Raw genomic sequence first — 16,008 nt, forward strand, 5'->3', positions numbered from 1 at the left:
CATGGTCAAAAACAAAAACAGATCGGCACCCAGTCATAAAAGAGACATAATCATCGACACCAATCTTTTGCTACTGCTAATAATTGGCAGCGTAGAAGAAGGCAGGTTCATCTCTAGCTCGAAGAGACTGAAAGACTTTAGCGTTGGCGACTATGATTTGTTGCTCAAAGCCATCAAACCATTTGGAGAGGGCTACACAACGAAATACATTGCCGCAGAGGTCTCCAACCTTCTAGATTTAAAGGGTTATGCTCAAGAGAAAGCCTTTGAAATTTCCAGAACCATTTTTGAAACATTCAAAGAGATAGATTCCAATCTCAACGACGACTTACACAACCCCTACTTCCCGCAATTTGGCTTGACAGACTCCAAACTAATAGAGCTGTCATCCACTCATTTAATATTCACCGCCGACGACCGGCTATCCCCTCTGTTATGGGGATCTGGCGAGGGGAACGTTTACTCACTCGCGATGATAAGAGCACTTGCATCTTAAGGTCGAGTGGGCCACTGGGGGAACTATCGGAAAATGATTCAACCTAGCGTGGTTTCTCTCGCAACCCACCATCAAGCGCTCCGAGCCCGGTAGTCGACTCAACAAGCAGCCACGACTAAGGCTTCAAGTCCAATAGCTAGCCCATCAGCCCCATCCCAGACAGGGTAAGGCAAACCTTTCACTGATTTGTCCTCGACCACGAACGCCAGGCTATAACGAGCACGTGTAATCGCTACATACAACTTGTTCCGTGACTCCTCAGTTTTGTCCTTGTCGAACACCTTGCTATCCCCACCGATAAATTTGAGATGTTTGTCTGGCGGAATGATGAGCACTCGATCAAAGCCTAGGCCTTTGCACGAACCAAAGGTGTAACAGATCAGGTTACCTGGGAGGTACTTTGTGCCAGTGGTCGAAGACCAGCGCAGCACCTGGGGCTGAAAGACAGCTAAATACTCGCTCACCTGAGACCGCTTCACGATGAATGCGCCATAGTGATGAGCCAACTCACCAGGTATTTCAGCAACGCCAGAGACAGTCTTTTCATACATCCCTGCATGGACAGTATCGGAGATGTCGCAGATTTCCTGGATGGATCTGCGATTCTCTGGCATCGGATGCTTCTCGAACTTCATCTTACCCAGGAAGTATTCAACCTTCTGCTGAGGCGTCTGCGGCGCCTTATGGCCAAAGGTCGTTGTATATATTGTCTGCCGGAAATCGCCCACACAACAAATTGAGTCGACCATAACTTTGTTGAGTGATTTGATCACATCATAATCCCAACCGACCAAATCCTGCACTTCATCAAAAAAGACCCTTTGATAAATCTCCTTCAATCGCTTGGCTGGGGCATCCTTGGATAGCTTTGCAATGAGGGTTGCGAGCTTTGCTAACAATCCGGAGTAAGCCTTGGTTTTGCAGGGTGTCAGATAGTGCAGCGGATTGATCGTTCCGTCCTCCGATTTTTCAGACCGCCCTTCAATGTAGTAGGTCGTACCTGGGATTAAGTGGGGGTTGTTCTCAGTGAACGAAATGGTCGTTATCCGATCTGGAAATACCTCGCGCTGATAGGGGCGCACCATGTCTTCAAGATAAAAAGAGAACAGTCCCTTGACGACGAAATTATCGCTGCTAACGCCGTTGAGTTCGACAAACCGGGAACGCAATTCCGCTTGGTTGTTGGTGGTATAAGTGACCACCAGCACCCGTCCACCGCCCTTGATAACCTCAATGGCGTCAGTGATGATCTTGTGTGTTTTGCCTGATCCAGCGCCAGCGATCCAGAGTTCGTTAGGCAAAATCGAGCACCTCGTCCAAGAAGGCTGGGTATTTGAAGTCCAGCAATCCATCAAAGAGCCTGATGGCCGAATCGACCTTGCGAGCGCCCTTACCGTTGCCCTTTACGCTTTTAAACCACTGGATCAAATTCTCTCTTCTGTCTTCCAAGGTTACGTTTGCGTCGTACAGTTTGTAGGTCGCGGTCGATAAAACTTCTTTTGCGAACGCATCAAGGGTTTTGATATCGATCGCATTGGCATAAATCATCGCCGGCTCAAGCGAAAACTCTGCGTTATTAACTGGAGAGAACAGTTTGACATTGGGGAACGCTGCGTACTCCAGACGTCCTTGCACAACGTTACCGTGATAGTCGCCGTCATTATCCCTGAGCACATGAATTTTTGTACCGATCTCCTTGCCCACCTCAATGAATGTCTTGAACCCCACACCGCGCACCACGATGATATCGATCCCATCCTGCTCAGGCAGCCGGTTATGCTTTCGCTGGTAGATTTTCTTGAGAACCAGTTCGTCCGAAGGACCCTCGACCAAAATGACCTTGCCCGACAATGCAACCCGCAAAGTATCGTAGCCAGGGAGACGCTTGAGCGTCTTCACCACTTTGGGGTCTAGCTTGTGCAGCCTTTTGTAACCTGACTGCACTAGGCAAATCTTGTCGATGCTAAGTTTGTTTAGCACATAGGAGCTGTGGGTGGTTAGAAACAGCTGCTTGTCGCCCCGCTGACTTTCGACGTATTGCACCAGCTTGTTCAGATTGGTGTGAGACAGATGGTTTTCAGGCTCTTCCATCATCACCAGATCGATATCGTGGGCCTTGTTCTGAATAGCCAGCTTGATCTGCACATTGCTTTGCTCCCCCTTACCGATAAAGTGAAACGGCACATCATCAACCTCAAGTTGCAATCCAGTCTGGATGGAGCCCGCTGGTAACGTACTTGCCGCAATAGTGAGCTTGCTATCAGTGATGAGATGGTCCGCATCGAGGTTGGCATTAACCGTCCTGACCTCTCCGGAGTTGTTGAACACCTGTAGGTTTTCACGATAATTGAGGGTCAGTTTTACCAACTCCTCCTTCGCCAGAGCAGTGTTAAGGATGCTGGAAATGTACTGATTCTTCCCCATTGTGGGGTGTATGCGTGTGGGATCTATGTACAGCGCCTTGAATTTTTTGGCGATTGATTTTATTGGGTTCCAGCCGAAGTCGAGCCAGTCCAGCTTGTAGAACTCAACCGGAATGCTGGTGATGTTGGGCTTGGTGAGCAGGTAGCTCTCGTATACCGCCTCCAACGACGCATCAAAACAAGCTTGTACCACGACGCCCTGGGCGTCTGCCTTGAGGCTATTGTTCGCGCCTCGGTAATCAGGTACACCGTCAATGTAAGCCTCGATAATCAGGCTGGGCAGGTGCTTTGAGGTCTTGTCGGAGGCGAGGAACAGATTAACCGCATCCTGATTGAAAAGATCAGGGGAGAACTCCCCGTTGAAAGGCCGACCTCGGTGGTTGTAATTGAGCACAATTTCTAACGCTTCTAGGATCGTGCTTTTACCGGCGTTGTTATCGCCGACGAAGATATTGACGTCGTCATTGAATTCAAGAAGTTCGTCACGAAATTTCTTGAAGTTGATCAGTTTGATAGATTTAACGTGCACTCTAAATCCCTCTAGACAGCGTTCCATAATGGCGCATCGCCAAGTCCATGGAACGGTACCTTGGGTAACGCCGACTGTCCATTTAACGAAATGGTTATCGGGAGTCTATGCCAGCCTGCAAACGCTCAATGATCCACCGTTTTATCATGCCTGACGGGGCCTCGACTTGTACTCGAGCCCCCAGTTCTACTAGATGTTCTCAGTTTTGGGTAGCGGCTTCGGCTGTGGCGCCGGTTCGGTGGTGGGTGAGTGCGGGCTTGCAGGGGCTCGAGTTGGAGGTGCAGAAGGAACTGGTGGTGTAGCCGCAGTCGGAGTGCTGTAAACGAAGGCGAAAATTGCAATCCCCAGCGCTGCGGCGCCGAGCATTATCAGACCTTGGCAACTGACCTTGTAGAAGAAGCCCTCGGCTTGCTCAACGGGATCCCCTACCATTTTTTTGAATTCAGCTTCCGAGAGGAAGCGATAAAGCTTCGACTGCCAGTCCAGACGCAGCTTTCGCTGAATGTTTATGAATTTACGACCGGACATGACGTTCAGCGTCGTGTAGCCAAATGCAACCGCCATCACGAGTGAAATGAGGTACGGGTTGATCTGCAGAGTGAGCCGCGCAACGATCAAGCCCAAGCCCACAGTCAGTGCAGTCGAGATCGCCGTGATCGCCTGGCGGGTCGCGTCTGTCGCCTTCGAGGTTTCCTCAGTAACGGCCTTGCGAAGGTCTCCTAAGGATTTGAGGGTGTCCTTGGTGATCTCCGAAACCGCCATTTGATAGGCGATCTTCGCGCAATCCAATGCTGCGGCAAGGTTCTCGTTGAAGTACTGTAGTGCCTCTCCATCCGCTCTACCTGATCGAGCAATCTCAGCGGACAGCAGAATATGTTTCACCTCGGCCTCCCGTGCGTTGTCGAACACCCAAGCTGCGGCGTCCTGAACGACCTTGAAGTCCTTCATCGCCAGTTGGCCGCCACCGTTGACCACTTCCGTGAGCGTCAGATTGAGCTTGGGCGGCCCTTTGAAACTGAGCTTGCTTCCGGTAGTGTCAATTTCGTTCGCAAAACAACGACTCAAGGCGTCAAAGGCCTGCGTTGCCCAGGCCATGTGCAAAGGAACAGCCTCATCGAGACCATGGCCCTCTGCGAGCAACCAATGGCGAACGTCTTCGGGCACAGTCCGGACGTTAGCTGCCTCTTTCACTAAAAGTCGGGGGGATTTCGTCGCCTGCGACTCGATGTAGGGCTCTTCTTGATCCCAATCGGTATACACCCTTGCCCGAGTATTGAAGGGTTTGATCAGACCTAGCACATACCAGCGTGGCGCGGCGTGGCCGCTGTCGAGGAACGCCCTAAAGCCCGCCTCTGTAGCCACATACAAAGCATCAGTTTGATCATGCCCCTCCGGAAGTGGCTTCACGAGTTCAACGCGAAACGGCCCGAAAGCCTCGTCACCCTCTTCGACCTCGGTTTCGCCACCTGCGCTGTCAAACATCGTGATCGACCAGGCAGCAGCGGAGGCAGCCTGAGCGATTGACCGAGCAGCATCAGCGTGTAGGTCAGACACAATGAGAGTGGTATTCCCCTCAGTGATCAGCGCCTGACGCTTACGTGCAAGGTCGTTAAGAAGGCTGGCTAGGCTTTGGTGTGACAACGCTGTCCTCCATGACCCTATCTGTATCCACGATGATTTGCTTCTTACCCCCTTTCAGATCTACCACCTTCACATTTGGGTTCTCCGTCCTGTCGGGGAACAGGATGGTGACACCTTCGGTCGTGACGATTTTGCGCATGTAGGGCTGGCGGAGGATCCGGCGATCGGGTTTGAAGCTGAGTTCGTGCAATTTGCTCTTTCTGACCCGGCTGCGCGTCTCACGCTCTAGGCGATTGGCTACTTTTTCATCTTCAGGATGACCAGCAGCGAGCATCACAGCTTCGACGATCGCCTCTTCATCGATCCGTCTGCGGGTGCCGAGGTTGGCCTGGGCTTTCTTCAGGGCCTTGGCCACATCCTGACCAGGCAGATGTTCTATGCAGGTCTGGAGCGCGGCCTTGAGTACTTTGCGGGTGATTTCGCTCAGTTCCGTGTCCGAGACTGTCCTGCTCACCGACAGGAAGTCGGCGAAATAGTCCGCAAGATCTACACCCTGTTTGGTACGGTCAGTGGCCGAAATATTCTGGTCGGCAACACCACTGATCACTCGGATGAGGGCCGTTTTCTGAATGGCCTTCTTTTCGTCAACCAGGGCATTCACGATCCGGCGCAGCTTCTTTCCTGGGGCGCCGTCATTCTGCTCCAGGGCCAGCTTGTAGTCGTATTTGATCAGGCTATAGATCTTCACATCGAGGTCGTTGACAGCCAATTCGAACATCAGCAGAACTCCATCAGCACTGCCGCCCACGTGTTGCCGGTTGAAGCTAGCTGCGAGACTTTGTGCACCATCGACGAATGAAGTGTCCCCGGCGGCAATGGACTCAATTTCATTCCGGGTCGTAGAGAAAGCCTTGAACATGAAGACCGGCGCAGTAGCCATGTCCAGAATTTTACCAATAAAGAATGCTTCCTCCTCCAAGGCCCGCTCCGGCAGTGCCTCGAAGTTCTTGGTGCCCACCACGTGCAGGATCATCCGAGTGATCTTGAGTGAATCTATTTCTTCGTCCGAAAAAAAACTCATGCGATCTCCATGTAAGCAGCACCCTGTGCACGGCGAGAGAAACCACTTGCCTCGGCAGATACCTGGGCGACAATGACGCATCAATGCAGCCTTGTTGAGGCCGGTGCCATTTCCGTAAACGTGAGATTGGGCAAGATGCTTTGGTCGGAGCATAGCCGGAAAGACTGGCACGCAGCCAGTATGTCAGGGCAGCGTGTCGTCGAAGATCGCGTAGCCTGGATTGTAGGAACGGCGTCGCGGGTCTGTGAAACTGCATGGCGTCTATTCTGGATAAAAAAATGGACATTGAGATAAACCGTCGGAGGCCCAAAGCAACAGATCAAAATAACGACAAGCACCAACATTCAAGTTGAGTGGGACGACCATGGACCCGAAGAAACTGAGGAACCATTGATCCCTAGCCAGATTCATCAGGCGTCAGAAACATTGTTTGGGCAAACAAAATCGGCAAATCCGGTGGCAGAATTTCTTCGGTGCTAGCCATTAACTCATTTTCTGACCACCACCTTATCTCACATACAACCTCTCGTTCCTGAGCGCTCCAACTTGCAATCGAACAGATTTCGCTACATACACGTACCACATAATAATTTTCGACCGCGAGCACCTGTTCCCCATCAGGCATTAGCCAAGTGAACTCCTTTCGTGCAATACAGCGACCAACGGACTGAACGTCGAGGCCAGTCTCCTCGTAAAGCTCACGTATTGCCGCCGCCTCAAAAGACTCATCACCTCGCAGCCCACCACCTGGCGTGGCCCAGTAGCTCCTCCCCGCCAAGGCGCCGGTCCTGTAATGGATCTTGAACAGCAACATTCGGCGAGAGGAACTGACAAGCAAAATTCGTGAGGCTAAACGTCGTCCCGGCATAACTCCCCCGTTGGGTAGACGAGTGCTAACCAATGACTCCCAACACTTCACTCCCCCTCATACGCCGAACTTCCAGCACATAGTCAGTGATGTTGGGGACGGAATAATCGACAACCAGCTCGACAACATTTTTGACCGGTTTGCCCGAACGCTTTACGGGATAATCTGCGATTCTACGAAATATCTCAGTGTCACGACGGTGCGGAATTGGCCATGTGTTACCCGAGTTCATATGGCACAACCATATTTTTTCAGCATAGGCTGGGATGAATTCCGCCGAGTTCAACGTCAGAACATCATGTTCGAGCGTGCGGTAATCCCGGGCACCAAGCAGACGATGCAACCTTTCCTCCTCGACCCAGAAAAAGACCTTATCGTTGATCAGTTCATACCATTGCCGCGGTGTTGTCCCGTTGGTTAGAGCCTGTAACAATCGCTTTTCTGGCATCGGCTTTTGATCGCGAAGCACTATGTTCGAGGTGTGGCCTGCCCTCACATCCATTTTCTGATCACGGTGTTCGCTTTCAAACCGAGCGCGCTCGCCATCAGCTACATCTAGATGATCAAGGACTGCCGTCGTGCTCATCAGCCCACGTTGTTGAATACTTTCCCACGTTCCGCGTTCAGCCATGTGGTAGATACGAGGATAAAGCTCGATCAGCTTTTCTAAATTCATCAGTCTCTCCTGCCAGACCGCGCAGTCCAATTGCGTCGATCGATCAAAGATCGCATATCAGTTGCATTTGCATCTCTGGCAAACCTGGTGTTTATCAGTGACACAGGGGCTTGGGAGACGCGCTCGAGCTCCTCCACGAATTTAATCGTGTCTGGGTGAAGCTGCTCAAACCTATGCGCCTTACTGTTCGTGGACTTAAGGTAATCCGCAAATGTCAGAACGATGTCGGTGGGTGCATTGAGCGCGCATGCTCTCCGAAATTGATCCCACTCGAACCAGCCGACCCGTCTGTTGCGACCAGTGGTGGACGTCTTCTCAGCAGCGTTTAACGCCTCAGCATCAAGACCAGCGAATTCGGCAATCTCGTCGAAGGTGGTGGGAAGCTTGAGCGTTCCAGACGTGTGCCCCTGGTCTCCGTCAGGATCGCCAACACGAATTGGCATCGGTCGAATTACCATAAGAATTTTGCGAATCCTGCTGGGCGATATTCCAACCTCCGCGATGCACCCTGCAACGTTGGTGTCCCTGGAAGTCACATGAGGATAATCACCATGGAAAATACTCAACCCGCTACCTTGGGTGCCCTCCAATAGAATTGAATGGCCGTTGTGGTAAGCCTCTTCCAACCTATCTGACGTGGAGCCGTGATAATTTCCAAGAGTACCAACATACGGGCGCAACTCATCGACGTCCCGGGCAAGCCTAATTGTTGCCTCACCCCTACTCAAAATACGCCTTGCAGCCGCAGCTCCACTCCCACTTCCAGTGGACGCGATTGTTGAAACCAGATGCCTCTTCTCCGTCTGAATGTCTTCGTCTTCGATAATGGTGGCTTGAGGGTCGATGAATAGCCGGTCTACGCCGATACCGCACTCCTCGATCTCCTTCAGAAGCCCCTGCAATCGGATAGTCATGCCTGGGCCGAGAAGCAGTCGCGCGGTCACATCACGCGCCCCTGACGGCAGATGGTGATACGTGTAGGGACCTGCTGAACTGGCCACGGTATGTCCAGCGTTTGGCCCTCCCACACGAACCATGACGTCGTATTCTCGAGCTAGGTAGGAAACTATATTGCCTTTACCCTCGCTTCCGTACTGCCCTCCAATGAGGACATCCACACATCTAATTTCAGGTGGAGTAAAAAGATGCAAGCGAGCGGCTACCCGAACCAACGTATCTTTAGAATCCGAGCGCTCGGTATATATCCGAACGTCCGCATCTTCCTTAAGCGCATTGATTTCCTCCAACTCCCTCAGTTGATTGATCTCGTCATAAAGCACAGAATCGGTTTCGCCTTTTACTCTTTTGCCGTAACGCTCATGCAGAGTCTTGTCACTCGCGTAAAGGTGGACATGAACTAAGTTTGCCCCGAAGGCCTCTCGAAACTGTAAAACCTGTTTCAACGTAGCCAGATGATCTACGACTAACGGTCGGTCATCCTTCTGAGTAGCACATATCTCCTTTGTTTCGACGAGCATCCATTGGGCATGCTGGGTTTCGTCTAGTTCTCTTCGGCGATCCATCAGTGGTGGCTGAGCCATGCTGAGATTCCACTCTGCATTTTGGGAAGTTCGACGATCGCGAACCACAACAAAGTTAAAGTGCTTTTCCAACAAATGAGCCAACTCGCTTTTGCCGCTACATGTCTTTCCAGTGATCACCACGATCTGCCGAGTTTCCATACACTACTCCTCCCAAAGCTTTATTATCTGCCGTGCGACTTCAAAGGCGGTAAGTGTTCCAGTATCGAAGACTTTGTCCGCTATATTTCCTAGCGACCGTGCACTGACCTCATTGGGGTGACGCACATTTTCGTGATATTCCGCGAGATGATTAGGGCCACGCTCAGCGTACCTCTGCCGCAAAACGGACTCAGGTGCGTCTATATGTGCGTGCATCACGGCCCCCGCAAAGTGGAGCTTGAAAAGCTCCACCTGCCTTGACTTGCGCACAGCGTCCAACAACCAGTTATCGACATCTGGCTGGGCGTCGATTGCCGGTCTGGCGATTGAGTCGATGAGCCATGAAAAGTCAGTTGACCTATCCAGACTGTCGCCGAGCTCCTGAAGCTTGTGACGGTCAGGCACTTCCCCTTGGCTAATCAACTGTACACGCAAAAAAGAACCACTACTGATTGAAAGGTAACCAAAGTGTTCTTGAAGAACGGCGGAAACAGACGTCTTGCCGCCGGCCATAGGGCCACTTAAGAGAAGTAATCGCTTCATGTTTTGACGTATCCGTGCCTGGAATGCTCGATATCAAATAAAGCGGAGCTTGGCTGTACAAAAGTTATTTTCCACCGAAGCGAGCACATCACCACATTCCCTTAAGCTTATGGCTCAGGAGCTTTAACTCTTATCGTACTTATTCGTTATCTCACCGCTGGTCACTTTTCCACTGTTGCCGACAGCATCTCAATTTCTGACAGGCTCAGATTATTTTCTTTTATCTCGCTTGACATCTGCTCGAAGGCTTCTACGGAGAAATCAGGCTGTAACTCGCGCACCTCAATGACAGCGCCAACAACCTCCTGACGCTGTTCTGTTTCAAAAAAACCAGTTGATATTGTTCTATCGATAACGCGCCCCTCATCTAGAAGCACAGCATGTTTTCCTGACGGAAGACCAGCATTAATCTCATCAAGGGAGTACGAAACTAATTTTAGATTGGTACGTGGCAATAGAACTCGCGTTGGTTCTGCCCACCTAGGGCCAAAGTGGTAAACCGCCGCATACATTATTTTTGAGGTCGTAGCATCTACACCGGCTGCTCTCATCGCAGTGTAAAAGGCCAGATGCGTTTCCTTCCAGCTTCGTGTCTTTTCGACACAAGCCACATCATGAATTATCGCAGCCTTGCGGTATTGGCCATCATATGGGCCGCCAACAACGGACCAAGCAACTTTGGGGATCGAAGCACCATCTGAGATAGTATTTTTTGGTGCGATCCAGAAGCGTCTTTGGGGGCTTGGCCCCGTGTAGGTGAAATCCCTTAATAACCTAGCGTCATGCTTGGTCGATAGAAACTCCACCTCCAAAGGGTCGGAGAAGCTTCCCCAATCGTCTGCAACTGCCTGAGTAGCAAGCGCTAAACCGATCAGCATTAGAACTATTTTCATGACTGCTCCATTTAACTGTATCTGGACGTACTGGCGACCTGCTCTCATGAAAGCAAAATGATATTAGTTCAGGTATACGGATTGGCAAGGCGCGCTTGTATTTTCTTAACCCGGGGATGTCACGTTTGCTAGAAGCAGCACCGAATCCGATGCCGCTTCCAGACTCTCACTGAGTTTTTAGAGGTCTTTCACTAGGGAAATCATCTTGGGCCTCCCTATCTCACCTCAACAATATCCAACGCCCGATTCGCCAACAGCTCACTCACCTCAATCACCTGCAAAATCCCCAACGCAACCCGCCGTCGCGAACCATCCAGATCAAACGCCAAATCACTGATCATGGCATTCGCCGAAGCCAAATTCTCACTAAGATTCGCAAGCAAACACTCAGAATCCACACCCGGATCAATCCGAAAAATAGAGTCGGACTTGTCAGACGTTTCGCTCTTAGGATTAGGCTTCAGGTAGTAATCCAACGCTCGCGTGGCCGCATCGTCGAGCTTTTTGTTGCGAGCAGACTGGGCACGAGATGTGGGTTCGTCTGAATCTGTAACTGGAGGGTTCGGTGTAATTTTGACCATGGTCTTAACTCTCAGGTTGAGGCCACGACCCGTTCGCTGCTAAACGAATTGGGAGGCAGCTGTACGCAGGTTAGCAGACCGACGAGTTAAGAAATCGGCGCGCCCGAGGACGCCCTGCGCACAGCCACCATCAAGTGCAGGGATGGGGATTCCTGTCTGATGACGCGTGTGCGACTTAACTCGGCGAGCTGCTAAACCCGATCACTGACCATCAGTGACAGGTCCAAAACTACCGACGCAACCCCAGGCGCACAAGCCGGCGGATTCTGGCGTAGTTGTAGGCAAAGGCGCAAGGCGCTGTGGCTTGGCGGGCCGTCGTCGCTGGTGTCTGTCGGTCTTTACTGACAGACGCCGCTCGACTGGTCCGGGCAGGTGCTCGATGCCGTTCAATTGAGGCTGTCGGAAGATGGGTGGCGAGGCATTCATAGGAGGGGGGCTGCTGCGCAGCCCAGCGGGAGCAAGCTCCCTCGCCACATTGGTTTGCTTAGCCTGAATGGCATTGCGATTGGAGCTGTTAGGCGCCCTCTTCCTTTTCCGACGACTCATCGCTGTGCACCACCACCAGCAACTGCGCCTGAACATCCCCCACCGAACGCAACCGATGCGGTTTCTGCGCATTGAAATGCAAGGCATCCCCGCGGTTCAGCAGCACACGCTCGTTCATGAAGTCCACTTCCACCTGCCCCTCGTGCACGAACAGGAACTCCTCTCCGGTGTGTTCCTTGAACGCGTGATGCGCCGTGAATTCGGCCGCGGGATAGAGGATGAAGGGCAGCAGGCTGCGCTCGGACACTTGGTGGGCCAATACCGCGTATTCGGAGCTGCCGCTGCTCCCCGCGAGGGATTGGCGGTCTTCGCTGCGCACCAGGCTGTAGCTGTCGAGGGAGACGTTTTCTTCGGAGAACAGCTCCTCGACTTTCACGCTCAGGGCCTTGGCGAGCTTGAGCGCCGTGGCGATGGAGGGTGTGCTCAAGCCCCGTTCCACCTTGGACAGGTAGCTCTTGGTCATCCCGGTTTTTTCGGCCAGGACGTCCAGTGTCATGCCGAGTTTTTTCCTGAGCAATTTCAAGCGAATGGACATAGGTAACCAACATTTCCAGAGAAACGGACAATCTGCGATTGCAAATGACACTTTGTGTCATATAGTCTATTTAGTGTCATTAGCACCCTCACTTCACAGCTTCCATGACGCGGGTCAAGAACGGTCAAAGCACGAATCAGGAGAACGGATATGAGCAAGACACTGGCGACGCCCAAGGACCAGTTGGTCCAGCATGCTGTTAACCAGATGCAGAAAACACTGCCGGATAATACGTGGACTGTACGACAAAAGCTGGCCCTGACCTGCCGCATCCTGTTCGAGAACGGCCACGACTCAGGCCTGGCGGGGCAGATTACCGCGCGCGGGCCGCAACCGGGCACCTACTACACCCAGCAATTGGGCCTGGGCTTCGATGAAATCACCGCCGGCAACCTGTTGCTGGTCAATGAAGACCTCGAGGTGCAGGAGGGCAATGGCATGCCCAACCCGGCCAACCGCTTTCACACCTGGGTCTACCGCGCCCGGGCGGATGTGAATTGCATCATTCACACCCACCCGACCCATATCGCCGCGCTGTCGATGCTGGAAGTGCCGCTGCAGATTTCCCACATGGACCTCTGTCCGCTGTACGAAGACTGTGCCTTCCTGGAGGGTTGGCCGGGGGTGCCCGTGGGCAACGAGGAAGGCGAGTTGATCGCCGGTGCCTTGGGTGACAAGCGCGCCATCCTGCTTTCCCACCACGGCCAGTTGTCCACCGGTGCCACCGTGGAAGAAGCCTGCAACATCGCCCAACTGATCGAACGCGCCGCGAAGCTGCAATTGCTGGCCATGGCCGCTGGCGAGGTGAAACCGATCCTGCCTCACCTGGGCCGCGAAGCCCACGACTGGATCGCCCGGCCTAAGCGCCACGCGGCCGCCTTCAACTACTACGCCCGGCAGACCCTGCGTCAACACGCCGATTGCCTGAACTGAATCCACCAGGAGCGAAGCCATGTCTACCCCCAACATCCACGGCATCATCGGCTACACCATCACGCCCTTCTCCACCGACGGCCAGGGTTTGGACCTAGACGCACTGGGCCGGTCCATCGACCGTCTGATCGACAGCGGCGTGCATGCCATCGCGCCCCTGGGCAGCACCGGCGAAGGCGCCTACCTGAGCGACGCCGAATGGGACCAGGTCAGCGAGTTCAGCATTGCCCGCGTCGCCGGCCGGGTGCCGACCGTGGTCAGCGTGTCTGACCTGACCACCGCCAAGGCGGTACGTCGCGCGCGTTTTGCCCAGGCGAAGGGCGCCGATGTGGTGATGGTGTTGCCGGCCTCTTACTGGAAACTGAGCGAGGCGGAAATCCTCGCGCACTACCAGGCCATCGGCGCCAGCATCGACTTGCCCATCATGCTCTACAACAACCCCGCCACCAGCGGCATCGACATGTCGGTGGAGCTGATCCTGCGGATTTTCAACGGGGTGGATAACGTCACCATGGTCAAGGAAAGCACCGGTGACATTCAACGCATGCACAAGCTGCAATTGCTGGGTGAAGGCCAGGTGCCGTTCTACAACGGTTGCAACCCCCTGGCGCTGGAAGCCTTCGCAGCCGGCGCCAAGGGCTGGTGCACCGCCGCGCCGAACCTGATCCCGCAGCTCAACCTCGACTTGTACGCCGCTGTCCTGGCCAACGACCTGAGCCAGGCCCGGGCGTTGTTCTATCGGCAATTGCCGCTGCTGGATTTCATCCTCAAGGGCGGTTTGCCCGCCACCATCAAGGCCGGTTTGCGCACTCTTGGCCTGGAAGTCGGCGACCCACGCCTGCCGGTTTTCCCACTGGATGAGGCGCGTAACCAGCAACTGCAGACGATGTTGAAGCAACTGCTCTGATTCGCGCAGGGCGCTGAGTGCTACTTTTGCGACGGACAGGTGGCGCCCTAACCTGTCCGCTCGCTCCCTTGGGGGTCACTTGATGAAGAGCTATCAACCGTTGAACTGCGACCTGCATGATTGCCTGGAGATCGCCTGCCAGGTTTTGGGGCTGCTGCGCAGCCCAGCGGGAGCAAGCTCCCTCGCCACGGGGAAACTGCCTGTCATCCCCTTTTGATCAGTGCCGGGGTGCTTTGGTCGTCAGGACGGAGGATAGGCCTCGTTGAACGCCCCAGCAAAATCTTCCGCCTTCGAAAAGAGCAGCATCTCCACGTCACCGATCTCCACATCCAGTTTTCGGGAGACGTTCACCAGCAACTCGATGTAGGTCGGGTAGACATCGGTCGTTGCAATTCGAATCCAGCGCTGTTCACGCGCCTGGGTTTTCAAGCGGGGCCAACAGGCGTTGAGGTGCGTGTTTCGACCCGCCAAATGCGGAAACCACCAGCGTTGCTCATCGCCGTGAAGCCTCTGTAGAACGTTCAGGGAAAATGCAACCCGTGCATCGAAGATGGCGTGCTCGGTTGGATTCGAGAATGCCGCCACCTTCGACCATGAGGCGATGCCCTTGTGCTTGTCCGGCACCCGCCCCTGTGACACGGTCTGAACGTAGCCTTGCATCGTTGCGAGCGCGTTTCCCCTGACACCTCCCCACACGCGCACAGCGTAGTCTGCGAGGGCCATTCGTTGTTCGGGCGACGCGGTCCATTCCTGGGCGACATGCCGCTTCAGTGCGCGCGCTTTTTCGTACCAGTTCGAGCCATCGATCTCCCATTTGAATGAATGGTGGACGAGAGCGGTATCGAACTTCCAAGTGTAGATATTGGGAAGTGATGGCAAGTGCTGTGTGGCGTAGGAAAGCAGCGTATTTTCGAGAGACTGCATGGACGAGACCACGTATTGGACGAGGCTGTCATGTTAATTGACTCCCGGCCAAGCAGCGAATTTTCCTGCTTCGCGTGTAGAGAGAAGCCACGGCACTAAAGAGCAAAGGGGGACAAAATGCTGGGAGTGGCAACGCGCCGAACGGGCTAGATAGTGCTATCTTCTTTTGATAGCATCAGCCGCATGAAAAACAGGCACCGCAAAACCCTTGAAGCAATCCACCGTACGCCAACGAGTGCGGCGATAGTGTTCGCTGACATTGAAGCCTTAGTCATTCATCTGGGTGGCCAAGTGCTGGAGCGCGAAGGTTCTCGGGTCAAGCTGACGCTGGGGGAGGCCCAATGGCGTTGCCATCGGCCACACCCTGGGAAAGAAGCCAAGAAATATCAGGTAGAAGAGGCTCGCGAATTTCTCCAGCGGGCAGGAGTTGAGCTATGAACAGCATGACTTATAAGGGCTACACAGCCCGAATTGAGTTCGATGAGCGTGACGACATCTTCGTCGGTCGAATTCTGGGTGTGCGTGACATCATCAGTTTTCACGCTGATTCCGTGACCGAGCTACGAGCGGCGTTTGCCAGTGCTGTTGAGGATTACTTGGCGGACTGTGCCGAGCAAGGCGTCAGCCCCGAGAAGCCTGCCTCCGGCAAGGTGATGCTACGCATTCGCCCTGAAGTGCACGCTGCCGCCACCATTGCAGCCCAAACCGCCGGCAAAAGCCTGAACCAGTGGGCTGATGAGGTGTTTGAGCGCGCAGCGCACGTCTGACGTCAGATACACGGATTGATTTGAAAAAAAGGTCTTGCCGAGC

Annotated in this window: 17 protein-coding genes; 5 read left to right on the plus strand and 12 right to left on the minus strand. The window is 53.6% G+C overall.

The genetic code is table 11. The features are described 5' to 3' along the window. Window position 1: 1 nt before the first annotated feature. Window positions 2-496 (plus strand): PIN domain-containing protein, encoded by a 495-nt coding sequence (locus BLU85_RS08385; RefSeq protein WP_092205413.1) that lies wholly within the window; start codon window positions 2-4, stop codon window positions 494-496. Window positions 497-594: 98 nt separating this feature from the next. Here the strand turns inward: BLU85_RS08385 and BLU85_RS08390 are convergent, their stop codons facing one another. From BLU85_RS08390 to BLU85_RS08440, 11 genes are all read right to left on the minus strand, one after another. Beyond that, complete coding sequence (locus tag BLU85_RS08390) at window positions 595-1,797, minus strand: UvrD-helicase domain-containing protein (protein ID WP_092205414.1); 1,203 nt, start codon at window positions 1,795-1,797, stop codon at window positions 595-597. Continuing rightward, entirely contained in the window at window positions 1,790-3,448 is a 1,659-nt protein-coding gene (locus BLU85_RS08395; protein WP_092205415.1) for an ATP-dependent nuclease, read from the minus strand. Before BLU85_RS08395 ends, BLU85_RS08390 begins: the two co-directional genes overlap by 8 nt. A 189-nt stretch (window positions 3,449-3,637) precedes the next feature. Continuing rightward, window positions 3,638-4,930, minus strand: coding sequence for a hypothetical protein (locus BLU85_RS08400; RefSeq protein ID WP_256572912.1), 1,293 nt, complete (start codon window positions 4,928-4,930; stop codon window positions 3,638-3,640). 127 nt (window positions 4,931-5,057) lie between these two features. Continuing rightward, window positions 5,058-6,110: a nucleoid-associated protein gene (locus BLU85_RS08405; protein ID WP_092205417.1), complete on the minus strand. Its 1,053-nt coding sequence runs from the start codon at window positions 6,108-6,110 to the stop codon at window positions 5,058-5,060. Window positions 6,111-6,507: 397 nt separating this feature from the next. Further along, window positions 6,508-6,978, minus strand: a complete 471-nt coding sequence (locus BLU85_RS08410; protein WP_092205418.1) for an NUDIX hydrolase — start codon at window positions 6,976-6,978, stop codon at window positions 6,508-6,510. Window positions 6,979-7,003: 25 nt separating this feature from the next. Further along, window positions 7,004-7,654: a DUF7002 family protein gene (locus BLU85_RS08415; protein ID WP_092205419.1), complete on the minus strand. Its 651-nt coding sequence runs from the start codon at window positions 7,652-7,654 to the stop codon at window positions 7,004-7,006. Beyond that, window positions 7,654-9,336 (minus strand): adenylosuccinate synthetase, encoded by a 1,683-nt coding sequence (locus BLU85_RS08420; protein WP_092205420.1) that lies wholly within the window; start codon window positions 9,334-9,336, stop codon window positions 7,654-7,656. The genes BLU85_RS08415 and BLU85_RS08420 overlap by 1 nt, the downstream gene beginning before the upstream one ends. A gap of 3 nt (window positions 9,337-9,339) precedes the next feature. Then, entirely contained in the window at window positions 9,340-9,879 is a 540-nt protein-coding gene (locus BLU85_RS08425; protein ID WP_092205421.1) for an AAA family ATPase, read from the minus strand. 161 nt (window positions 9,880-10,040) lie between these two features. After that, entirely contained in the window at window positions 10,041-10,772 is a 732-nt protein-coding gene (locus tag BLU85_RS08430; RefSeq protein WP_170847678.1) for a DUF1353 domain-containing protein, read from the minus strand. 215 nt (window positions 10,773-10,987) lie between these two features. Continuing rightward, window positions 10,988-11,353 (minus strand): DUF6124 family protein, encoded by a 366-nt coding sequence (locus BLU85_RS08435; RefSeq protein ID WP_092205423.1) that lies wholly within the window; start codon window positions 11,351-11,353, stop codon window positions 10,988-10,990. Window positions 11,354-11,867: 514 nt separating this feature from the next. Beyond that, window positions 11,868-12,434, minus strand: a complete 567-nt coding sequence (locus BLU85_RS08440) for a helix-turn-helix domain-containing protein (protein WP_092205424.1) — start codon at window positions 12,432-12,434, stop codon at window positions 11,868-11,870. Between the two features lie 150 nt (window positions 12,435-12,584). Between BLU85_RS08440 and BLU85_RS08445 the strand changes: the two genes are divergently transcribed. Together BLU85_RS08445 and BLU85_RS08450 are read left to right on the plus strand one after the other, a co-directional pair. Further along, complete coding sequence (locus tag BLU85_RS08445) at window positions 12,585-13,367, plus strand: aldolase (protein WP_092205425.1); 783 nt, start codon at window positions 12,585-12,587, stop codon at window positions 13,365-13,367. Between the two features lie 19 nt (window positions 13,368-13,386). Beyond that, a complete protein-coding gene (locus BLU85_RS08450) occupies window positions 13,387-14,274 on the plus strand; it encodes a dihydrodipicolinate synthase family protein (protein ID WP_092205426.1) in 888 nt (295 codons plus the stop codon). A gap of 240 nt (window positions 14,275-14,514) precedes the next feature. On the opposite strand, the gene BLU85_RS08455 is transcribed toward BLU85_RS08450, so the two are convergent. Next, a complete protein-coding gene (locus BLU85_RS08455) occupies window positions 14,515-15,198 on the minus strand; it encodes a hypothetical protein (protein WP_092205427.1) in 684 nt (227 codons plus the stop codon). 183 nt (window positions 15,199-15,381) lie between these two features. Between BLU85_RS08455 and BLU85_RS08460 the strand changes: the two genes are divergently transcribed. Both BLU85_RS08460 and BLU85_RS08465 read left to right on the plus strand, forming a co-directional pair. After that, on the plus strand, window positions 15,382-15,636 hold the full coding sequence (locus tag BLU85_RS08460) for a type II toxin-antitoxin system HicA family toxin (protein WP_092205428.1): 255 nt from the start codon (window positions 15,382-15,384) through the stop codon (window positions 15,634-15,636). Then, window positions 15,633-15,965 carry a type II toxin-antitoxin system HicB family antitoxin gene (locus BLU85_RS08465; RefSeq protein WP_092171701.1) on the plus strand — a complete coding sequence of 111 codons (333 nt, stop codon included), beginning with the start codon at window positions 15,633-15,635 and terminating at the stop codon, window positions 15,963-15,965. Before BLU85_RS08460 ends, BLU85_RS08465 begins: the two co-directional genes overlap by 4 nt. Window positions 15,966-16,008 lie beyond the last annotated feature (43 nt).

Origin of the sequence: Pseudomonas sp. NFACC14, assembly GCF_900106885.1 — a bacterium.
In the GTDB taxonomy this organism is placed as follows: domain Bacteria; phylum Pseudomonadota; class Gammaproteobacteria; order Pseudomonadales; family Pseudomonadaceae; genus Aquipseudomonas; species Aquipseudomonas fluorescens_AA.